Raw genomic sequence first — 21,032 nt, 5'->3', positions numbered from 1 at the left:
CGAACCGGGGGGCGTCAGGCGTCGCGCGCGTCGGGACTATAGCCGAGTTCGTAGGACAGTTTCTGCGCGCATGCACGCAGCGCGGTGTCGATCTCGCCGCCCCATGCGATGTCGAACGAGCCTTCCTGGCCGAGTGCGACGATCGCGAGCGCGAGTTCGCCGACCGCGTCGAACACGGGCATGCAGAACGCGTGGATCGTCGGCAGCAGCATCCCTTCGACGCGCGCGGCTTCGTGCTGGCGCACGCCGGCAAGCACCGCGTCGACCTCGTCGAGCGTGCGCGGGCCGCCGTGGTGCGGCGAACGGCGCGTATCGGCGAGTTCGCGCTCGAGCATCGCGGCGGTCTTGCTGCGCGGCAGGTACGCGGCGAACAGCAGCCCCGTCGCGGAGCCGAGCAGCGGCATCACGTCGCCGAGCTTCAAGGACGCCTTCGCCGGATGGCTCGATTCCATCCAGTGCACGATCGTCGGCCCCTGGTTGCCCCACACCGCGATGCCGACCGTCTGGTCGAGGCGGTCGCGGAATTCGGTCAGCGCGATCCGCGCGAGCTTCACGCCGTCGACGCGTGCGAGCCGCGCGAGCCCCATCTGCAACGCGAAGCCGCCGAGCTCGTAGCGCCCGGAGACGGGGTCTTGCGACACGACACCGAGCCGCGAGAAGCTGACGAGGTAGCGGTGCGCCTTCGCAGGACTCATGCCCGCGCGCTGCGCGAGATCGCGCAGCATCATCGCGCGCGGTTCGCTCGTCAGCACGTCGAGCAGGCGGAAGCCGACCTCGATCGACTGGATGCCGGAACGGACCTTCTCGCCGTTCTCGCCGGAGGCGGCGTCGTCGGTGTCGGAGTCGGCGAGATCGTCGTCGGGAAGCGGGTTGGCGGGCATGGGCAACGGGTGCGCGAAAATGCGGCAGGAATCGGGGTGAAAACGGCAGGCGCGATCGTCGCGCGCCGCATGGATTCACCATCGTAAAATAGATTCCCTCCATCGTCACTACAACGGCAGAGTCCCCCTTATGAAACTTGCTTCGCTGAAGGACGGCACGCGCGACGGCCAGCTGATCGTCGTGTCGCGCGATCTGCACACCGCGGCGATCGCCGACGCGATCGCGCCGACGCTGCAGCGCGTCCTCGACGACTGGGCGTTCTATGCGCCGCAGCTGCGCGACCTGTACGACGCGCTGAACCACGGCCGCGCGCGCAACACGTTCGCATTCGATCCGGCCAACTGCATGGCGCCGCTGCCGCGCGCGTTCCAGTGGGCCGACGGCTCCGCGTACGTGAACCACGTCGAGCTCGTGCGCCGTGCGCGCGGCGCGGAGATGCCGCCCGAGTTCTGGACCGATCCGCTGATGTACCAGGGCGGCAGCGACGATTTCCTCGGGCCCCGCGACGACGTCGTGTGCCCGTCGGAAGCGTGGGGCATCGATTTCGAGGCGGAAGTCGCGGTGATCACCGGCGACGTGCCGATGAGCGTGTCGCCCGACGCCGCGCTGAAGGCCGTGCGGCTCGTCACGCTCGTGAACGACGTGTCGCTGCGCAACCTGATCCCCGCCGAACTCGCGAAGGGCTTCGGCTTCTTCCAGAGCAAGCCGGCCACCGCGTTCGCGCCGGTCGCCGTGACGCCCGACGAGCTCGGCGACGAATGGCGCGAAGGCCGCGTGCACCGGCCGATGATCGTCCACTGGAACGGCAGGAAGGTCGGCCAGCCCGATGCGGGCACCGACATGGTGTTCCACTTCGGCCAGCTGGTCGCGCACGCGGCGAAGACGCGCAACCTGCGTGCCGGCTCGATCGTCGGCTCGGGCACCGTGTCGAACAAGGACGCGAAGCGCGGCTACTGCTGCATCGCCGAGAAGCGTTGCCTCGAGACGATCGAGCACGGTGCGCCGCAGACCGAATTCATGCGCTACGGCGACACCGTGCGCATCGAGATGTTCGACGCGGCCGGCAAGTCGATCTTCGGCGCGATCGAGCAGTCGGTCGCCCCGCCCGACGGCACGGCGTAAGCGGCGCGGCGCACGCCACGCCACGGCGGAACCTGGCTCCGGCCCGCGCGCCGGGTTTCGCCTGATGTTTGAGTGCGCGGGCTTGGCTACACTCGATTCAAGAGCCTCGAACAAGGAGCGGCACATGGCCGATCTCGCCGCGTACAGCGGTTACGAAGCACTGAAGGTGACGCGCCGCGACCACGGCGTGCTCGACATCGTGATGAGCGGCGAGGGCGCGAACCGCAGCGGCCTCGCGACCGCGAACGCACGCATGCATCGCGAGCTCGCCGACATCTGGCGCGACGTCGATCGCGATCCCGACACGCGCGTCGCGGTGATCCGCGGCGAAGGCAAGGGTTTTTCGGCGGGCGGCGATCTCGCGCTCGTCGAGGACATGGCGAACGACTTCGACGTGCGCGCCCGCGTATGGCGCGAGGCGCGCGACCTCGTCTACAACGTGATCAACTGCAGCAAGCCGATCGTGTCGGCGATGCATGGCCCGGCCGTCGGCGCGGGGCTCGTCGCCGGGCTGCTCGCCGATATCTCGATCGCCGCGAAGGATGCGCGCATCATCGACGGCCATACGCGGCTCGGCGTCGCAGCCGGCGACCACGCGGCGATCGTGTGGCCGCTGCTGTGCGGGATGGCGAAGGCGAAGTACTACCTGCTGCTGTGCGAGCCCGTGAGCGGCGCGGAAGCCGAGCGGATCGGGCTGGTCTCGCTCGCGGTCGAGCCGGCCGACCTGCTGCCGAAGGCGTACGAGGTGGCCGAGCGGCTCGCGCACGGTTCGCAGTCGGCGATCCGCTGGACCAAGTACGCGCTGAACAACTGGCTGCGCTCGGCCGGGCCGACCTTCGATTCGTCGCTCGCGCTCGAATTCATGGGCTTCTCGGGGCCCGACGTGCAGGAGGGCATCCGTTCGCTGCGCGAGCGGCGCCCGCCCGCGTTCCCCGGCGACGCGCCGTTCTGACGCGCGCTATGATCGAACCACGCGCGGCTGCGCGACGCATGGCGGCCGCCTCGCTCCCCCAGTCAACCAGGATGCCCGTATGACGACCGATGCCTCCGGCGCCAACCCTTTCGCCGGCTTTGCCGGCTTCAAGCCCGCCGACATGATGGACCGCATGTGGGACATGATCCGGATGTCGCCGTTCGGCGGGATGACGTCTTTCCCGGGCGCCACGTCAGGGCTGCCGCCGTCGCTGTCGAGCATGTCCGACATGATGTCGCCGCTCACGAGTGTCGAGGAGCTCGACAAGCGGATCACCGATCTGCGCGCGGTCGAGCAGTGGCTGAAGCTCAACCTCAGCATGTTGCAGTCCGCGATCCAGGGGCTCGAGGTGCAGCGTGCGACGCTCGCGACGCTGCGTGCGTTCGGCGCGTTCGCGCAAAGCTCGATGTCGGCGGCCGAGGAAGCGGCCGTTGCAGCCGCGCAGGCGGCGAAGGCCGCGCCGTCCGGCGATGCATCGCCGGCGCCGGGTGCCGCCGATGTGCCCGCCGGCGACGCCGAGCAGCAGGCGTTCGACCCGGCCGGCTGGTGGAACCTGCTGCAGTCGCAGTTCAACCAGCTCGCAAGCCTTGCGATGGCGCAGCCGGGCATGCAGCCTGCTGCGCCGGACGGCGCGCCGCCGGATGCCGCTGCCGCGCCTGAGCCGGCCGCCAAGCCCGCACCGGCCGCCGCCGCGCCGCGCAAGCCGGCCGCGAAGCGCGCGAAGCCGTCCGGTTCGGCCGCGGCGCGCGCCGCCGCCGCTTCGTCGCCCGAAACGCGTCCGCCGAAGCGCTCGACGTGACGCGGCGCAGGTAGCAGGTCGATCATGCGGCTCGCGCTCGTTCTGATGGGAGGCGGCGCACGTGCCGCTTACCAGGTCGGCGTGCTGAAGGCGCTGGCCGAGATCGCGCGCGAGGCCGATCCGCAACGGCACACGCTGCCGTTCACGGTCGTGTGCGGCTCGTCGGCCGGCGCGATCAACGCGACGTCGATCGCGAGTCACGCGGACGATTTCTCTCACGGCGTGCGGCGCCTGCTCGAATTCTGGGAGCCATTGCGCGCCGATTACGTGTATCGCAGCGACTGGCTCGGCATCGCGGCCGCCGGCGCACGCTGGCTCGCGGCGATGACGTTCGGCTGGGCGTCCCGCCGCTCGCCGCGCGGGCTGCTCGACAACGCGCCGCTCGCGCACCTGCTGCAGCGCGAGCTGAGCTTCCACCGGATCGAGCAGATGCTCGAGGCCCGCCTGCTGCATGCGCTTTCGATCACCGCGCTCAGCTATTCGAGCGGCCGGCACCTGACGTTCTACCAGGCGGCGCAGCCGATCCAGGCGTGGCGGCGCGCGCAGCGTACCGCGCGGCTCGTCGACCTGTCGGCGTCGCACCTGCTCGCGTCGTCGGCCATTCCGTTCGTGTTCCCGGCCGTGCCGCTCGTGCTCGACGGGCAGATCGAATACTTCGGCGACGGTTCGATCCGGCAGATCGCGCCGCTGTCGCCGGCGATCCACTTCGGTGCCGACCGGATCGTCGTCGTCGGCGCGGCCGACCCGCGGCCCGAGATCCCGGCTGCGAACGGCGCCGGGCTGGTGCGCGGCTACCCGACGCTCGCGCAGATCGGCCAGCAGGTGCTCGCGAGCGTGTTCCTCGACTCGATCGGCTCGGACATCGAACGCATCGAGCACATCAACCGGATGATCGAGCACCTGCCGCACCAGGTCGAGATCGACAGCGGCTGGCGGCATGTCGACGTGCTCGCGATCGCGCCGTCCGAGCGCATCGAGCTGATCGCCGCGAAACACCTGAAGCAGATGCCGGCGCCGATGCGCGGGCTGCTCGGCGCAATCGGCGGCAGCCAGCCGGCCGGCGCGTCGTTTGCAAGCTATCTGCTGTTCGAGGAGGCCTTCACGCGCGAACTGATCGAGCTCGGCTACGTCGACGGGCGCGCGCAGCGCGACGCGCTGGCCGGCTGGATCGCGCAGGCGGACGGCGGCAGCGCGCCGGCGGCCGGCACGCCGCCGGAAGACGGTCTTGCTGCCGGCGAAATACGGGTCTGACACGCGCAGGGGAATGTAAGGTTGCGTTTTCGCCACGGTCGACCGCGACGGATCGCCGCACCCGCGGTGGGCGGCGCGCGACCGGGCAGGCGTCTCGGAACCGTCATGGACGCGTGATATCATGGCCGCCGCCGTATACACCATATCGAGCAGCCCGCCGATCCGGCATCCGCACGGGACCCTCCGGGGAACCCGCCTGGGGCAGGGGACGGGCGCGTCAACGAGCCGGCCAGCGCCGGCCCCCACTCAGGCAAGCGCGGCCGGCTCCGTCCGAACGGAGCGGGGCTGCGGGATGCCCAACGGCGGCGACGCGGCCGCCCGGCTGCCGGACGAGGAATCCCCGTCCGGCGGGCCGGTTTCCCGCGTAAAATTAGAGTCTTGGCTGCAAAAAGCGCGCTCGGCGTGCTTGCGCGGCAACAGTCACGTTTAGAGAAGTCGCATTGCGCAGAACAGGGGTGGGACCATCATGAACACGATGCTTTATCCGGAACTTTACAGGTCGCTCGAAGCTGTCCGCTGGGACATGGAGAAGGACATTCCGTGGGACAAGTTCGACGCTTCGCTGCTCACCGACGAGCAGGCGAAGACGATCAAGATGAACGCGATCACCGAATGGTCGGCGCTGCCCGCGACGGAAATGTTCCTGCGCGACAACCAGCACGACAGCGACTTTTCCGCATTCATGAGCGTGTGGTTCTTCGAAGAGCAGAAGCATTCGCTCGTGCTGATGGAATACCTGCGCCGCTTCAAGCCGGAAATGGTGCCGACCGAGGAGGAGCTGCACGCGGTGCGCTTCCAGTTCGACCCGGCGCCGCCGCTCGAGACGCTGATGCTGCACTTCTGCGGCGAGATCCGCCTGAACCACTGGTATCGCTGCGCGGCCGACTGGCACACGGAGCCCGTCATCAAGCAGATCTACGAAACGATCTCGCGCGATGAAGCGCGTCATGGCGGCGCGTACCTGCGCTACATGAAGAAGGCGCTGAACAACTGCGGCGACGTCGCGCGTGCCGCATTCGCGAAGATCGGCGTGCTGATGGCGTCGGCGCGCCGCACCGAGAAGCCGCTGCACCCGACCAACCTGCACGTGAACCAGGCGCTGTTCCCGCGCGACACCGTGCAGTCGCGCCTGCCGGATCCGGAATGGCTCGAGCGCTGGCTCGACGAGCAGATCCGTTTCGACGGCGAGTGGGAAAAGAAGGTCGTCGAGCGCATTCTGCACAACCTGTCGATCCTGTTCGAGCGCACGTTCGCGACCGCGCAGGAGCTGAACCGCTACCGCAAGGAAGTCACCGGCCGCCTGCAGGCCGAAAGCGGCCCGTCGTCGGCTGCGCAGCCGGCCTGAGGCCGGCAGGTGCCGCCGCCGGCGTGAATCGCGCCGGGCCGTGCGGCGCCGTGCCCGTTGCATGAAGCCCGCCTGGTGAGTCCGGCGGGCTTTTTATCTGGCGCCGCGCGTCGCGCGCGCCGTTGTTCATTCCGTCCGACCTTCGCCATGTCCGCCACTTTCGAACGCAAGCTGATCACCCGTGATGCCCTCGTCGCGCTGCGCGCCTCGCTGCCGTCGCCCGTCGTGTTCACCAATGGCGTATTCGACATCCTGCATCGCGGCCACGTCACGTATCTCGCCGACGCGAAAGCGCTCGGCGCGTGCCTGATCGTCGGCGTGAACAGCGATGCGTCGGTGCGCATGCTCGGCAAGGGCGACGACCGGCCGATCAACCGCGAAGAGGATCGCGCGGCACTGCTCGCGGCGCTGGAAAGCGTCGACTGGGTCGTGACGTTCGGGGAGAAGACGCCGGTGTCGCTGATCGAGGCGGTCCGTCCGGACATCCTCGTGAAGGGGGGCGACTACGACATGGATGCGCTGCCGGAATCGGCGCTCGTGCGCGGCTGGGGCGGCCGTGCGCTGGCGATTCCGTTCGAGCACGACCGCTCGACCACCGCGTTGCTGAAGAAGGTGCGCGCGCAGCAGTCCTGAGCGCGGACCGGCGCCGTCAGGGCGCGGACGCCGCGAGCGGCGCGGTCGTGACGGCCGGCGGCGCGATCGGGCCGCCGACGACGGGCTGGTCGGTCGCCTGCGCGAGCGGCGTCACGCGCAGCGCATCGGGCCGCACCTGCCGCGACAGCACGCCGGGTTCGCGCGGGCCGGCCGACGGCAGCGGCCCGAACACGCCGTGCGCCACCACGAACGCGAGCATGTTGGCGAGAAAGAGAACAGCGATCAGCCAGCGCAGCATTGTCGAAACTCCTTGTCGTCATCGACGTGGTTCACGTCATTCAGTCGAGCCGGCCGCAGGGCCGGCTTTTTCATGGTTTCCGCCGGTCGTTCGCGCGGGCCGCCGGCGCGGTACCGCCCGTACCGCATCGCCACGCACCGGCGCGATGGCGGTGCCTTTCGCTTCCCATCAATCCTGCGCCGCTTCCGCGGCAATCAGCGCGAGCCCGGACAGGATCAGTGCGTCATGCCGCGTATGCGGGACCGTCAGCGCACGCGCGATGTCGTCCGCCGCACCGCCGGCCAGCACGAGCCGCACGGGCGCCTGCCACGCTTCGGCGAGGTCGCGCGATGCGCGTTCGATCAGCCCGGCCTGCGCGTACAGGCAGCCGGCCGACAGCGAGCGCGGCGTATCGACCTGGAACGGTTCGGCCTGCGCGCCCGCGAGCAGCCCGCTCGCGACGTCGGTGGTCAGCGTCGGCAACTGCGCGGTGTGCGTGCCGAGCGCGCGCATCATCAGCGCCCAGCCCGGCGCGATCAACCCGCCGGTGAAGCGGCCGTCCGCGCGCAGTGCCTCGAGGGTCGTCGCGGTGCCGAACGTCGCGATCAGCAGATGCTCGCCCGGAAACGCCGCGTGCGCGCCGATCAGGCCGGCCCAGCGGTCGCTGCCGAGCTGTTCGGGCGTCGTATAGCCGTTCGTCACGCCGCATTGCGCGAGCCGCGAGCGGACCGTCGTGCGCGGCAGGCCCGGCCAGCGCGCGTCGAGCAGCGCGTCGATCCGTGCGGCCGCGTCGGCGCCCGCGACGTTCGAGATCCACGCGCCGCGCGGCTGCGGCAGCTGCGACCAGTCGGGGTCGGCGCCGCCGTCGCGCGTGTGGCCGAACGCGCCCGTGTCGACGAGCGTGCGCTGCGCGTCGGCGAGCGCCCACTTGATCCGGCTGTTGCCGGCGTCGATCAGCAGGTGCGGTTCGCTCATTGCGCCTCGCGCAGCGACACGTCGCCGGCCGCGATCGTCTGCACGCCGTTCGGCGTGTCGAGCAGCAGTTGCCCAGTCGCATCGATGCCCGTCGCGATGCCGCGCGCGCGTTCGACGCCCTGCTCGAGCAGCACGACTTCGCGGCCCGCGTACGCATGGAGCGCGTGCCAGCGCGACAGGAACGGCGCGAGGCCGTCGGTGCCGAACTGCGCGAGCGCGGGCGTGAGCGCGTTCAGCGATGCGGCGAGCGTATCGGTGAGGTTGGCCGACGCGCACGCGATCGACAGTGCGGCCGGCGGCAGCCCGCTCGCGAGTGTCGCTTCGCGCGCACGCAGCGCGTCGACCTGCGCGGCGACCGCTTCCGCGCCGCGCACGTTGATGCCGAAGCCGATCACGACGGCGGTGGCGTCGGCGGCGGTCCAGACGGTTTCGATCAGGATCCCGGCGAGCTTGCCGACGATGCGCGGCGTGCCGTCGTCGTCGGCCGTCAGCAGCAGGTCGTTCGGCCATTTGAGCGCGACGCGCGTGCGGGCGTCGAGCGGCAGCGCCGCCAGTCCTTCGGCGAGCGCGACGCCGATCGCGATGCTCAGGCCGCCGAGCGCGTCGACGGGGCGCGGCACGATGCAGCCGACCGAGCAGAGCAGCGCATTGCCGGGCTGCGCGAACCACGGGCGGCCCTGCCGGCCGCGGCCGGCCGTCTGCTCGAACGCGACGCGCACGAGTGGCGCGGGCAGTGCTTTTGCGCTGCGTGGCAGCGCCTTGAGCCGCGTCGCGACGTCGGCGTTGGTCGAGCCGGTGGCGGCGACGATGTCGAGCGGCCACGCGCGCGGCGCGGCGTCCAGATGGGCCTCGAGCCGGTTGCGCGCGATGTGCGCGTCGCCGGAATCGGGCGTGTCGGGGGAGGTGGGGGCGTTCATGGTGGGTATTGTAGCGACAGGGGGCGTTGGCGCGCGCCGGACGGCGCATGCGACCGGCAGGGCGGCGGAGCACCGCCGCGCCGCCTAGTGTTGCTTTTCCATCCGTTCCAGCGCTTTGATGTCGTCTTCGGACGTCATTTCGCAGGCGAGCAGCGTCTTGCCCTTCAGCGCCGGGCCCTGGCGGGCCGACACGAGGATCAGCGCGCCACCGGGACCGCGGACGGTCAGCCGGCGCGAATAGCCGACGGACGACGCGCCCAGCAGGTGGCCCTTCTCGAGCGTGAGCCGGTAACGCTCGGCGAGCTGGCTGGCGACTTCGCCGTCGACGAGCACGCCGATGCCGGTACTGACGAATACGACGTGCCGGGTCGTGAAGCCGTCGCGGCGAATCGGCTCCGGCAGGCGATAGACCGCGGCGCCGAGCATCGACTCGTCCGGCTTTGGATCGGCCGCCTTCGCGGTGTTGTAGATCGAGTCCATCAGGTCCGACGTGAACGGCGGCTTGCAGAGCGCGGCGTTGAAGATGTCGTAGTGTGCGGGCGGCGCGGCGAGGGCAGCGAGCGGAGCGGCCGTGACGGAAACGACGGCCACGCCAAGGGCGGCGCGAAGCCGCGACAGGCGATCGGACATGATGCAGTGCTCTCAGGTTTTATCGTGAGGCTGCATGTTAAGGCATTGCCGCGCGCGTATCGGCGGGCGGGCGGGCCTGCGCCCGCGCCCCGCGCCCCGCGCCCCGATGCCGCTTCCGGACGATCGATGCACGGAGCACGGGCGGTGCGTGTCACGCCGCCGGCCAGATCGCGCGCGCGTCCTGGCCGGACGGCCGTCACGGCGCCACCACCGGGTGCTTCAGCGCATGCGCGGTCTCGATCCACTGCGCGTGGAACGCGTCCGCGTCGGGCTTGAGCCCGAGCTCGCCGTTGCGATAGGCCATCGCGAGCGTCTGCACGGCTTCCGGCAACTCGTGCTCGGCGGCCCGGCGATACAGCGCCAGTGCGCGCGCGTCGTCGCGCGGCACGCCGCTGCCGTCGCGGTACGCGTTCGCGAGCATGAAGTCCGCGGCCGGGATGTCGGCTTGCGACGCGACCTCGAACCAGTGCGCGGCCTGCACGGGATCGGCGGCGACGCCGTAACCGCTGCGGTAGATCAGCCCGAGGTAATACGCGGCGGCCGGGTCGCCCTGTCCGGCCGCTGCGCCGAGCAGCGCGCGGGCGCGTGCGTAGTCTTTCGGGATGTCGCTGCTGCCGAGCAGCAGCGCCTTGCCGAGCGCGAGCTGCGCGCGCCGTGCGGCCGGTGCGTCGGCCTTGGCGTCCGCCGCCGCGGCTGTTTCCAGCCAGCCGCGGCCTTCGTCGCGCAGCCCCGGTTCGCGCGCATCGACGAGCGCGATGCCGAGCGCCGCCTGGGCGGCGCCCGAGCCGCGGCGCGCGAGCGTGCGCAACTGCGCCAGCGCGTGCGGCTCGGTCGCCTGCGTGACCATCGCCTGCCACTCGTCGAGCTGCGCGGCGCTCGGCGCGGGGCCGGTGCCGCGCAGGCCGGCCGTCGCGACGACCGCCGCGACGGTCACGGCCGCCGCCGCGAGCAGCGCGGCCGGCGGGAGTTTCGCGCGCAGCACGCGCCGCGCGGCGGCGGCGAGGCCGGTTTCGGCCGGCCGCATCGTCCGGATCGGTTGCATCGCGTGTCTCATTGCGTGAGGTCGATCTCGTAAGTGGCGAGGTTCTTGCCCGAGCCGTCGTCGGCCGCGACCTGCGTGATGCCGGTCAGGCCGGCCGCCGCGGCGTCGCCGAGACGGTTCGGCGCGGACGCGAACTGCACGTGCGCGACCGAGCTCGCGAGCTTCGTGAAGCGCCAGCTGCGCTGCGCGCCGTCGGCTGCGCGCGTGATCGCGCCGCGTTTCTTGACGAACGCGATCAGCACGTCGCGGTTCGCGTCGGGCGACGCGAAGATCGTCTTGCTGCCGTCGAGGCCCGGGAAGTTGCCGCCGCCGCTCGCGCGGTAGTTGTTGGTCGCGACGATGAACTGCGCGTTCGGATCGATCGGCGCGCCCTTGTACGTCAGGTTCTTGATGCGGCTGCCGAGCGGCTGCGTGACGTCGATTTCATACGCGAGATCGGCCGACGTGAACATGTCGAAGTTGTAGCCCGGGAAGGTGCTGACGAGCGGCTGCACGGTCGCCTTGGTCGGGTCGATCCGGTTGAAGCGCTTGGCGGCCGTCTCGAGCCAGTTCTTCACGTCGGCGCCGCTCACCTTCACCGCGTACACGGTGTTCGGATACAGGTACAGGTCGGCCGCGTTGTTGATCGCGAGCGCGCCCGGCGCGACGTCGGTGTAGTCGGTGCCGCCGCCGAAGCCGCTCTTGAACGGCGCGCTGACCGACAGCACCGGCAGCGACGCGTACTGCGGCAGGTTCGCCTGCACGTAGGTCTTCACGTAGTCGGCCTGCGCCTCGTTGACGATCTGGATCGCGCCCGGATCGCCGACATCCGCGAAGTACGAGTTCATCCGGTAGTCGGTCGAGCCGATCGGCGTCTTCACGTAGTCGATCGTCGCCTGGTGTTCGCCGGCGATCGCCGCGGACACCGACGGGTCGGCCGCGACGTAGCTCTTGTCGGCGTTCTGGGTCGAGCGCGCCTCGACGGTCGTCTGCGACTTGTCGACGCTCCACGTCTTGCCGTCGAACTTCAGGCCGAGCTTGATCACGCCGAGGTGCTTGCCCCAGTAGTTGGCCATCACGGTCGGCACGCCGTTGACGGTGCCCTTGACCTTGTCGACGCCCGGCAGGTTGAACTGCGACACGGTGCTGTTCGCGTCCGGGAACACCTGGTGCGAATGGCCGATCAGCATCGCGTCGATGCCCGTCACCTTCGACAGCCACCAGCTGCCGTTTTCCATCGTCGGCGAGTACGCGGAATTGTCGAGGCCGCCGTGCGAGATCGCGACGACGAGATCGGCACCCTTCGCGCGCATCTCGGGAATGTACTTCTCGGCCGCTTCCTTCAGGCCGGTCGTGTAGACCTTGCCGTCGAGCCAGCGCTTGTCCCAGTTCATGATCGCGGGCGGGGTGAAGCCGATGATGCCGATCTTCACGGGCGCGCTGACCGTCTTGCCGTCCGGCGTCGTCGCCGTCACCGTGCGCGTCAGGATCGTGTACGGCGTGAACAGCGGCGCGTTGGTTTTCGCGCTGATCACGTTCGCGAGCACCTGCGGGAAATTCGGACCCGCGCACTTCTTCTGCTGGGCCGGGGCCGGCAGGCCGTCGACCTCGAACGTGTTGCCGGTCACCTGCGACAGGTACGGCAGCCCGTAGTTGAACTCGTGGTTGCCGATCCCGCCGCCGTCGAATTTCGCGGCGTTCATCACCTTGTAGATCGCGAGCGTCTGGTCGCAGCCGACCGGTTTCACGAGCGCCTGGTAGTCCGACAGCGCGGTGCCCTGGATCGTGTCGCCGTTGTCGAGCAGCAGCGTGTTCGGGTACTGCGCGCGGGCCTGCGCGATCAGCGTCGACACACGCTCGAAGCCGAGCGAATTGTCTGCGGCGAGCTTGAAATAGTCATACGACAGCACGTTGGTGTGCAGGTCGGTCGTCTCGAGCAGCGCGAGCGTGGCCGTCGTGCCGACGGGCGCCTGGGCCTGCGGTTGCGACGGCGGCGTGGCGGTGACGTCGTCGCCGCCGCAGCCGGCGAGGGCGAAGGCGAGGCTGGCGAGCGCGGCGGCGGCCGGTACGTGGCGGCGGGAAAGCGGGGGGAAACGCATCGGTTGTCCTGTTCGGTGTTCTGTTTTATGAAACGCGAGGTACGCAACAAATGGCGGCGCGGCGCGCCGACGGCCTGATGTGCGGCGCGTGAGAGTATCGAAAGGAAACGTGACGGAAGAATGAAAGGTCGCGACACCGGCCGCGGGCCGCGGCAGGCGGCGGCGTCCGGCGGGCCCGGCCGCAGTGCCCCGGCCGCGTGCACCCGGCCCGGCACCCCACGGAAATCCTCACGTCGCGGCGCCGGGCGGTTCGCTACAATGGCCGCTGTCATCCTTTTGCAAACAACCTGCCCTTGGACTTCGAGACTCCTCCCGGCCTGTCGGTCGACGCCGGCGGCCAGGGCCAGACGGTGCGCCTGTACGGCCAGTGGACCGCGCTCGCGCTTGCGCGCAATCGCGGCGCCGTCGCGCGCCGCGTCGCGAGCATCGCCACCGGGCGCGTGAGCGAATGGGATCTGTCCGGCATCGAGCGGCTCGATCACGTCGGCGGCCAGGCGCTGTGGCGCGTGTGGGGCCGCAAGCTGCCGGCCGGGGTCGAGCTGAGCGTCACGCAGCGCACGATCTTCGAGCGCATCGAACGGCTCGACAGCGAGCGCGAGGCGCCGGAGCGCGTCGTGCGCTTCGATCCCGTCACGCGGCTCGGCCAGGCGATCTTCGCGTTCGGCGAGCACCTGCAGGGCGGCATCGCGATGTTCGGCCTCGTGATCCTCGATGCGCTGTCGGTGCTGCGCCGCCCGAAGACGATGCCGTGGAAGGAAACCTCGGCGAACATCTACAGCGCCGGCGCGCAGGCGCTGCCGATCACCGCGCTCGTCGCGTTCCTGATCGGCATCGTGCTCAGCTACCTGTCCGCGCAGCAGCTGCAGATGTTCGGCGCGAACCGCTACATCGTGAACATCCTCGGGCTGTCGGTGATCCGCGAGCTTGGCCCCGTGCTGTCGGCGATCCTCGTCGCGGGCCGCTCGGGCTCGGCGATCACCGCGCAGATCGGCGTGATGCGCGTGACCGAGGAGCTCGACGCGATGCGCGTGATGGGCATCCCGCACGGGCTGCGGCTGATCCTGCCGCGCGTGCTCGCGCTCGGCATCGCCATGCCGCTGCTCGTCATGTGGACCAACATCATCGCGCTGACGGGCGGCGCGCTTGCCGCGAAGCTCGTGCTCGGGATCGACGTCAACTATTTCGTGCGCTCGCTGCCGGGCGTCGTGCCGATCGCGAACCTGTACATCGGCGTCGGCAAGGGCGTCGTGTTCGGCATGCTGATCGCGCTGGTCGCGTGCCATTTCGGCTTCCGGATCAAGGCGAACTCGCAGAGTCTCGGCGAAGGCACGACCACGTCGGTCGTGTCGTCGATCACGGTCGTGATTCTCGCCGACGCGGTGTTCGCGATCCTGTTCCAGAACGTGGGGCTCGGATGAACGCATCGAACGAAACGTCGGCGCATGCGGCGGCCAGCGGCGCCGGGGCGGTCGGCACGCAGCCGGCCGGGGAGGCCGATGCCGGCGACCTCGTGATCGAGGTGCGCAACCTGACCAAGCGCTACGGGCGCAACATCATTCACCAGAAGCTCGACTTCGACGTGCGGCGCGGCGAGATCGTGGCGATCGTCGGCGGCTCGGGCTCCGGCAAGACGACGCTGGTGCGGCAGATCCTCGGCCTCGAGCGGCCGACGTCGGGCACGATCAAGGTGTTCGGCGAGGACACGGCGACGATCGACGACGCGAGCGCGCGGATGATGCGCACGCGCTCGGGGATGCTGTTCCAGCAGGGCGCGCTGTTCTCGTCGATGACGGTGTTCGACAACGTCGCGCAGCCGCTGCGCGAGCTCGGCCGCGTGCCGCCGGACCTGCTGCACGACATCGTGATGCTGAAGCTCGAGATGGTCGGCCTGCCGTGCAAGCACGCGTCGAAGATGCCGGCCGCGTTGTCGGGCGGGATGGTGAAGCGGGTCGGCATCGCGCGCGCGATCGCGCTCGAGCCCGAGCTGCTGTTCCTCGACGAGCCGACGGCCGGCCTCGATCCGCAGGCGTCGGACGAATTCGTCGAGCTGATCGCGACGCTGCATCGCACGCTCGGGTTGACCGTCGTGATGGTGACGCACGACCTCGACACGATGGTCGCGCTGTCGACGCGCGTCGCGGTGCTGGCCGACCGCAAGGTGCTGGTCGCCGCGCCGGTCGAGGAGGCCGCGAACGTCGATCATCCGTTCATCCACGAATATTTCCTGGGGCTGCGCGGGCGCCGCGCATTGCAGGCGCTGCCGCCCGAGCGGCGCGCGAAGCTGCCGAAGGCGGCCCTCGAACCGGCGCTGTCGAGCGTCGAGCTGTAACAGGCAAGGACAAGGAACCCTCCGATGGAAAACAAATCACATGCGTTCTGGGCCGGCCTGTTCACGATCGCGCTGACGCTCGCGATCGCGGGCACCGTGTTCTGGTTCAACGTCGACCGCACCGTGCGCGTGCCGTATGACCTGCTCGCGCGCACCAACGTGACGGGGCTGTTCCCGGACGCGGCCGTGCGCTTTCGCGGCCTCGACGTCGGCAAGGTGCAGTCGATCGGCTTCGATCGCACGCATCCGGGCCAGATCCGGATCCGGATCCTCGTCGACCACGACGCGCCGATTACGCAGTCGACCTACGGCAGCCTCGGCTTCCAGGGCGTGACGGGCATCGCGTTCGTGCAGCTCGAGGATACGGGGCGCGACCTGGCGCCGCTGCCGTCGTCGGCGAAGTCGATCGCGCAGATCCCGATGCGGCCGAGCCTGTTCGACCAGATCCAGGAGCGCGGCGACGTGCTGCTGCGGCAGCTCGAACTGGCCGCGAAGAGCGCGAATGCGCTGATGTCGCCCGAAATGCGCGAGCAGTTGCGTGCGACGGCCGAAAGCCTGCAGCACGCGGCCGACGGCGCGACGACGCTGACGAAGCAGCTCGGCCCGGCGGTCTCCGCGCTGCCGGAAACGATGCACGAGGTAAATCGCGCGATGGCGTCGGCGAACACGTTGCTGCAGCCGAACGGGCCGCTCGTGTCGAACCTGAACAAGGCCGGCACGGCCGCCGAGCAGGTCGGCGTCGCGCTGAACGACCTGAACGCGCGCGTGCAGTACGACACGTTGCCGCGCTTCAATATGCTGGCCGGCAGCGTCGGCGATGCGTCGCGGCAATTGAAGGACGTGGCCGGTGAACTCGGCCGCAACCCGCGCAGTCTGTTGTTCGGTTCGCCGGGCGCGGCGCCGGGGCCCGGCGAAGCGGGCTTCGTCTGGCCGGGTGCGACGGCCGGGAAGTGAAGCGCAAATCCATCGATCGTCCGGCCGGAAACGGCCGGGCCATGACGCCCATCGAAACCGGAAACATCATGCAGGAACACGCCATGCCACGAATCCTTGACCGCGCGCTGCGTCCCGCCGCGGCCGCGCTTGCCGTGCTGACGCTCGCGCTGGCGGCCGGCTGCGCCGGCAACAGCGCGGTGCTGTCGAATGTCCGCTACGACCTCGGGCCGGCCGCGTCGGTCGTGACGGCCGGTTCGGGCCCCGCGCTGAAGGTGCTCGACGTCGCCGCGCCCGACGCGCTCGACTCGGACAAGTTCGCGTACCGCCTCGCATACGCGGATGCGCAGCATGTAGCCGTCTATCGCGACAGCCGCTGGACCGCGCCGCCCGCGCAACTTCTCACGCAGCGGCTGCGCGGCGCGCTGTCGTCGCGCGGCGCGGTGCTCGAAGGGTCCGACGGCGTGCGCGCGCCGACCCTCAAGGTCGACCTGAACGAATTCGAGCAGGTGTTCGACGGGCAGTCGCAGAGCCACGGCGCGGTGACCGCCCGCGCGACACTGACGCTCGACGGCAAGGTGCTCGGCCAGCGCACGTTCGTCGCGCGCGCCCCGTCGAGCACGCCGGACGCGGCCGGCGGCGCCCGCGCGCTCGCGACGGCGAGCGACGAACTCGTGTCGCAGATCGCCGCGTGGGTCGGCATGCAGGCGTACGCGGGCACCCCGTGACGCGCGCCGCGCAGCCGCGATGAACGCGACCGGCTCGCATCGCGCATCGCCGCTCGCGCGGCAGGCCTTCGCCGCTTACGCGGCGCTCATCGTCTACGCGTCGCTGTATCCGTTCCAAGGCTGGGTGTCGCTCGGCATCGGGCCGTTCGACTACCTGTTCGCGCCGATGCAGCGCTACGTGACCGCCTTCGACGTGGTCACGAACGTGCTCGGCTATCTGCCGTTCGGCGCGCTCGGCGTGCTGGCGCTGCACCCGCGCTGGCGCGGTGTGGCCGCGACGCTGATCGCGGGCGGGCTCGGCGTGCTGCTGTCGGGCTCGATGGAGGCGCTGCAGACCTACCTGCCGACGCGCGTCGCATCGAATCTCGATCTTGGCGCCAACGCACTCGGCGCGCTGCTGGGCGCGGCGCTCGCCGCACCGGCCACGGGCGCGCTGCTCGATCGCGGCGCGCTGCGCCGGCTGCGCTTCGCATGGTTCGAGGCCGACGGCGCGACGCCGCTGCTGCTCGCCGCGCTGTGGCCGTTCGCGATCCTGTTTCCGTCGCCGTTCCTGTTCGGCATCGGCGACTGGCCGGCCGCGCTGTGGGAGCGCGCCGACGCGTCGATGCAGGACACGCTGCTCGCGTGGCTGCCGGACGCGTGGCGCGTCAGCGAATGGCCCGAGCGGGTCGACGGCTGGCTGTCCGATTCCGCGTGGGAGGCCACGCTCGGGGGGCTGATGCTGTTCGCCGCGCTGGCGATCGCGTCGCTCGCGATGCGGCCGCGCGCGCCGCGCATCCGGCTGCTGATCGCGCTCGTCGTGGCGACGCTGGTGCTGAAGGCGGCCGCGACGTTCATGCAGTCGGCCACCGGCCTCGTCGTCGTCTGGGCGACGCCTGGCGCGCGGCTCGGCATCGAGCTCGGCTTCGCGGCCGCGCTCGTCGCGCTGCGCGTGCCGGAGACCTGGCGGGCGACGCTCGCGGCGCTCGCGCTGCTGGCCGGCGTCGCGCTCGTGAACCTGCTGCCGGTCAACCCGTTCTTCGACTTCACGCTGTCGGGCTGGCGGCAGGGGCGTTACGTGCATTTCAACAGCATCGCGCGCTGGCTCGCCTGGATCTGGCCCTACGCGGCGCTGATCTGGCTCGGCCAGCGCGTCGAGCATGCGTGGCTGCCGGCCGCGCTGCGCCGCTGACGCGGCGGTCCGGGCCGCGCGGCGGCGGCCGTATCGCGGGCAGCCGCGCGCGCCGGTCGCTATAATCTTCGGCATCCTCCGTTGCCCCGCGCAACGGCAATCGCTCCTCTTTCCGCACGGCCTCGCGCCGGGCCGCTCGCCACCATCATGGATTCCTACTACCAGCACCACGTCTTCTTCTGCCTGAACCAGCGCGAACCGGGCGCCGAACGCCCGAGCTGCGCGCAATGCGGCGCGCAGACCATGCAGGAATACGCGAAAAAACGCGTGAAGGAACTCGGCCTCGCGGGGCCCGGCAAGGTGCGCATCAACAAGGCCGGCTGCCTCGACCGCTGCGAGGAAGGGCCCGTGATGGTCGTGTATCCGGAAGGCACGTGGTACACGTACGTCGACCAGGCCGACATCGACGAGATCGTCGAATCGCACCTGCGCGACGGCAAGGTCGTCGACCGCCTGAAGATCTGAGCGGGCCGGCCGAATGAACGTTCATACGCAGAAATCGCTGATCGCGGGCCCGGTCGGGCAGATCGAAATCGCGGTCGACCTGCCTGATGCCGTGCGTGAAGAGGGCGCCGCGCCGCGCGGCATCGCGCTCGTCGCGCATCCGCATCCGCTGTTCGGCGGCACGATGGACAACAAGGTCGCGCAGACGCTCGCGCGCACGCTCGTGCAGTTGAACTACGTCGTCTACCGGTCGAACTTCCGTGGCGTCGGCGCGACCGAAGGCGTGCACGACAACGGCACCGGCGAAGCCGACGACCTCGTTGCGGTGCTCGCGCACATGCGTGCGCAGCCCGCGTACGCGGACCTGCCGCTCGTGCTGGCGGGCTTCTCGTTCGGCACGTTCGTGCTGTCGCACGTCGCGAAGCGGCTGCGCGACGCGGGCGAGTCGATCGAGCGGATGGTGTTCGTCGGCACGGCCGCGAGCCGCTGGCAGGTGGCCGACGTGCCCGAGAACACGCTCGTGATCCACGGCGAAACCGACGACACGGTGCCGATCGCGTCGGTGTACGACTGGGCGCGGCCGCAGGAACTGCCGGTCGTCGTGATTCCCGGCGCCGAGCATTTCCTTCATCGCAAGCTGCACGTGCTGAAGCGCATCATCGTCGACGCGTGGCGCTAGGGCCGGCGCAAGCCCGCCAAGCGCGCGAACCGGCCCCGGCCTGCGTGCGGGCGCCGGCGTAAGCGCCGGCGGCCCGTCCCGCGCACCGGCACCCGGCCGGATGCACGACCCTTCCCGAAACGTCGCGCGACATCGCGCCGCACCGCGCGGCGTTCCGCCTGCCGCACGGCGACACGACCCGTCTTGCACACCGCCTGCGCACGCCTTTCGCGCGGCTTCGAGTGCGCGGGTCCGCAGCCTGCTCGCGCTATGCTCCCGAAGCCGGTGTGCGGCCGTCCGGCGCCAGGTTCGCGAAAACGCCGTTCGCGGCCACGTATAATGGCCGCATTCCGCGTCGCCCGCGGCCCGGCTGGGCCCATGCGGCGCTCGTTTCGCCGCCTGTCCGCCCGCTCGCGACGGCCGCGAACCGAACGCGTCCGCACGAGTCCAACCGGCGCGTTTCGCGTCGCCCGGCGATTTCCGGGCGAGTGCCCGAAACGCCCGCCGCCTTGCCGTTCAACCCTGCGCGTTTCGCACCGCACTTTCTGCCATCAGCCTGAATCGATCATGCGTCTGTCTCCCCAAGGCCTCAAGTCCCTCGCTTCCTCCATCGCCTTCGGCACCGCCGCGCGCAACGTCGCGCTCGGCGTGATGCTGCCCGTCGCGCTCGCATCGACGATCGTCGTCGCCGAGGCGAAGCCGGCCGCCAAGGCCAAGGCCGCGCATGCGGCGCCGGCCGCCGAGCAGTTCACCGGCGCGCCCGCGACCTACATGCCGGGCGCGGTGCCGCCGCCGGGCGTGAACGCACGCTCGTGGGTGCTCGTCGACGCGACCAGCAACACGGTGCTCGCGTCGGGCAATGCGGATGAACGCGTCGAGCCGGCCTCGCTGACGAAGCTGATGACCGCCTACCTCGTGTTCGAGGCGCTCGACAAGAAGAAGATCTCGATGGAGCAGATCGTCACGCCGAGCGACGCGGTGCGCCGCGTCGGCCGCGACGAGTCGCGCATGTTCATCGAGGCGAACAAGCCGGTGTCCGTGCATGACCTCGTGTACGGGATGATCATCCAGTCGGGCAACGATGCCGCGATCGCGCTGGCCGAACTCGTCGGCGGCAGCGAAGGGCAGTTCGTCACGCTGATGAACGACGAGGCGGCGCGCCTCGGCATGAAGGGCACGCACTTCGCCGACGTGAACGGCATGCCCGACCCGAACCACTACACGACGGCCGGCGACCTCGCGAAGCTGTCCGCGCACCTGATCCGCGATTTTCCGCAGTACTACAGCATCTTCTCGGAGAAGGAATTCAAGTACAACAACATCCGCCAGGGCAACCGCAACCGCCTGCTGTGGCTGGATCCGACGGTCGACGGCCTGAAGACGGGCCATACGCAGGCGGCCGGCTTCTGCCTGATCGCATCGGCGAAGCGCGCGATCCCGGGCGTCGACGGCCAGCGCCGCCTGGTGTCGGTGATGATGGGCGAGCAGAAGGAAGGCGAGCGCACGCAGGACAGCATGAAGATGCTGAACTACGGCTACAGCGCGTTCGATTCGGTGCGTCTGTTCAAGGGCGGCCAGGCAATGTCGACGCCGCGTATCTACAAGGGCAAGGAAAACACCGTGCAGGTCGGCGTGAAGGGCGACCAGTGGGCGACCGTGCCGCGCGGCCTCGGCGACAAGGTCAAGACCGAAGTCGACGTGAACGCGCCGCTGATCGCGCCGCTCGCGGAAGGCCAGCAGGTCGGCACCGTGAAGATCGTCGCCGACGGCAAGACGCTGTCGGAATTCCCGGTCGTCGCGCTGCAGGCGGTGCCGGAAGCGGGTATCTTCGGGCGTATCTGGGACTCGATCCTGCTGATGTTCAGCAAGAAGAAGTAAGCGCGA

The 21,032-nt window shown here is 70.2% G+C and carries 21 protein-coding genes; 14 read left to right on the top strand and 7 right to left on the bottom strand.

The genetic code is table 11. The features are described 5' to 3' along the window. Nucleotides 1-14 precede the first annotated feature (14 nt). Nucleotides 15-881, bottom strand: a complete 867-nt coding sequence (locus ACWMMN_RS15490) for an IclR family transcriptional regulator (protein WP_059233074.1) — start codon at nucleotides 879-881, stop codon at nucleotides 15-17. A 130-nt stretch (nucleotides 882-1,011) separates the two neighbouring features. Here ACWMMN_RS15490 and ACWMMN_RS15485 point away from each other — a divergent pair, with 130 nt between their 5' ends. The 6 genes from ACWMMN_RS15485 to rfaE2 all read left to right on the top strand — a co-directional run bounded on the left by ACWMMN_RS15485 (nucleotide 1,012) and on the right by rfaE2 (nucleotide 7,005). Continuing rightward, nucleotides 1,012-2,004, top strand: a complete 993-nt coding sequence (locus ACWMMN_RS15485) for a fumarylacetoacetate hydrolase family protein (RefSeq protein ID WP_059233075.1) — start codon at nucleotides 1,012-1,014, stop codon at nucleotides 2,002-2,004. 124 nt (nucleotides 2,005-2,128) lie between these two features. Next, nucleotides 2,129-2,956, top strand: coding sequence for an enoyl-CoA hydratase/isomerase family protein (locus tag ACWMMN_RS15480; RefSeq protein ID WP_174994215.1), 828 nt, complete (start codon nucleotides 2,129-2,131; stop codon nucleotides 2,954-2,956). A 79-nt stretch (nucleotides 2,957-3,035) separates the two neighbouring features. Further along, nucleotides 3,036-3,776, top strand: a complete 741-nt coding sequence (locus tag ACWMMN_RS15475; RefSeq protein ID WP_059233077.1) for a PhaM family polyhydroxyalkanoate granule multifunctional regulatory protein — start codon at nucleotides 3,036-3,038, stop codon at nucleotides 3,774-3,776. Between the two features lie 24 nt (nucleotides 3,777-3,800). After that, nucleotides 3,801-5,027, top strand: coding sequence for a patatin-like phospholipase family protein (locus ACWMMN_RS15470; RefSeq protein WP_059233078.1), 1,227 nt, complete (start codon nucleotides 3,801-3,803; stop codon nucleotides 5,025-5,027). 466 nt (nucleotides 5,028-5,493) lie between these two features. Next, nucleotides 5,494-6,372, top strand: a complete 879-nt coding sequence (locus ACWMMN_RS15465; RefSeq protein WP_011353352.1) for a ferritin family protein — start codon at nucleotides 5,494-5,496, stop codon at nucleotides 6,370-6,372. Between the two features lie 147 nt (nucleotides 6,373-6,519). Beyond that, nucleotides 6,520-7,005: a D-glycero-beta-D-manno-heptose 1-phosphate adenylyltransferase gene (gene rfaE2, locus ACWMMN_RS15460; RefSeq protein WP_012329309.1), complete on the top strand. Its 486-nt coding sequence runs from the start codon at nucleotides 6,520-6,522 to the stop codon at nucleotides 7,003-7,005. Nucleotides 7,006-7,021: 16 nt separating this feature from the next. Here the strand turns inward: rfaE2 and ACWMMN_RS15455 are convergent, their stop codons facing one another. The 6 genes from ACWMMN_RS15455 to ACWMMN_RS15430 form a co-directional block, all read right to left on the bottom strand. Next, entirely contained in the window at nucleotides 7,022-7,264 is a 243-nt protein-coding gene (locus tag ACWMMN_RS15455; RefSeq protein ID WP_059233079.1) for a hypothetical protein, read from the bottom strand. A 168-nt stretch (nucleotides 7,265-7,432) separates the two neighbouring features. Continuing rightward, complete coding sequence (locus ACWMMN_RS15450) at nucleotides 7,433-8,218, bottom strand: type III pantothenate kinase (protein WP_486422828.1); 786 nt, start codon at nucleotides 8,216-8,218, stop codon at nucleotides 7,433-7,435. After that, nucleotides 8,215-9,135: a biotin--[acetyl-CoA-carboxylase] ligase gene (locus ACWMMN_RS15445; protein WP_486422827.1), complete on the bottom strand. Its 921-nt coding sequence runs from the start codon at nucleotides 9,133-9,135 to the stop codon at nucleotides 8,215-8,217. The genes ACWMMN_RS15450 and ACWMMN_RS15445 overlap by 4 nt, the downstream gene beginning before the upstream one ends. An 84-nt stretch (nucleotides 9,136-9,219) precedes the next feature. After that, nucleotides 9,220-9,765, bottom strand: coding sequence for a hypothetical protein (locus ACWMMN_RS15440; RefSeq protein ID WP_059233082.1), 546 nt, complete (start codon nucleotides 9,763-9,765; stop codon nucleotides 9,220-9,222). 196 nt (nucleotides 9,766-9,961) lie between these two features. Beyond that, a complete protein-coding gene (locus ACWMMN_RS15435; RefSeq protein ID WP_342702991.1) occupies nucleotides 9,962-10,807 on the bottom strand; it encodes a tetratricopeptide repeat protein in 846 nt (281 codons plus the stop codon). Nucleotides 10,808-10,815: 8 nt separating this feature from the next. Beyond that, complete coding sequence (locus ACWMMN_RS15430) at nucleotides 10,816-12,885, bottom strand: bifunctional 2',3'-cyclic-nucleotide 2'-phosphodiesterase/3'-nucleotidase (RefSeq protein ID WP_059233084.1); 2,070 nt, start codon at nucleotides 12,883-12,885, stop codon at nucleotides 10,816-10,818. 293 nt (nucleotides 12,886-13,178) lie between these two features. On the opposite strand from ACWMMN_RS15430, the gene ACWMMN_RS15425 reads away from it, so the two are divergent. From ACWMMN_RS15425 to ACWMMN_RS15390, 8 genes are all read left to right on the top strand, one after another. Beyond that, nucleotides 13,179-14,303 (top strand): MlaE family ABC transporter permease, encoded by a 1,125-nt coding sequence (locus ACWMMN_RS15425; RefSeq protein ID WP_059233085.1) that lies wholly within the window; start codon nucleotides 13,179-13,181, stop codon nucleotides 14,301-14,303. Then, nucleotides 14,300-15,214: an ABC transporter ATP-binding protein gene (locus tag ACWMMN_RS15420; protein ID WP_059233086.1), complete on the top strand. Its 915-nt coding sequence runs from the start codon at nucleotides 14,300-14,302 to the stop codon at nucleotides 15,212-15,214. The genes ACWMMN_RS15425 and ACWMMN_RS15420 overlap by 4 nt, the downstream gene beginning before the upstream one ends. A gap of 24 nt (nucleotides 15,215-15,238) precedes the next feature. After that, nucleotides 15,239-16,168, top strand: a complete 930-nt coding sequence (locus tag ACWMMN_RS15415) for an MlaD family protein (protein ID WP_486422826.1) — start codon at nucleotides 15,239-15,241, stop codon at nucleotides 16,166-16,168. A gap of 68 nt (nucleotides 16,169-16,236) precedes the next feature. Next, a complete protein-coding gene (locus ACWMMN_RS15410) occupies nucleotides 16,237-16,875 on the top strand; it encodes an ABC-type transport auxiliary lipoprotein family protein (RefSeq protein WP_407045125.1) in 639 nt (212 codons plus the stop codon). A gap of 19 nt (nucleotides 16,876-16,894) precedes the next feature. Continuing rightward, nucleotides 16,895-18,046, top strand: coding sequence for a VanZ family protein (locus ACWMMN_RS15405; protein ID WP_226197026.1), 1,152 nt, complete (start codon nucleotides 16,895-16,897; stop codon nucleotides 18,044-18,046). Between the two features lie 147 nt (nucleotides 18,047-18,193). Then, the gene (locus ACWMMN_RS15400) at nucleotides 18,194-18,511 is read left to right on the top strand and encodes a (2Fe-2S) ferredoxin domain-containing protein (RefSeq protein ID WP_059233089.1); all 318 of its coding nucleotides are present in this window, start codon (nucleotides 18,194-18,196) and stop codon (nucleotides 18,509-18,511) included. A gap of 13 nt (nucleotides 18,512-18,524) precedes the next feature. Further along, nucleotides 18,525-19,169, top strand: coding sequence for an alpha/beta hydrolase (locus tag ACWMMN_RS15395; protein ID WP_059233090.1), 645 nt, complete (start codon nucleotides 18,525-18,527; stop codon nucleotides 19,167-19,169). 546 nt (nucleotides 19,170-19,715) lie between these two features. Then, the gene (locus tag ACWMMN_RS15390) at nucleotides 19,716-21,026 is read left to right on the top strand and encodes a D-alanyl-D-alanine carboxypeptidase family protein (RefSeq protein WP_059233091.1); all 1,311 of its coding nucleotides are present in this window, start codon (nucleotides 19,716-19,718) and stop codon (nucleotides 21,024-21,026) included. Nucleotides 21,027-21,032: the final 6 nt, after the last annotated feature.

This window comes from Burkholderia cepacia complex sp. TUM26381, from assembly GCF_057439935.1.
The sequence above is the reverse complement of the archived record's forward strand: the minus strand, read 5'-3'. Positions and strand labels throughout refer to the sequence as shown.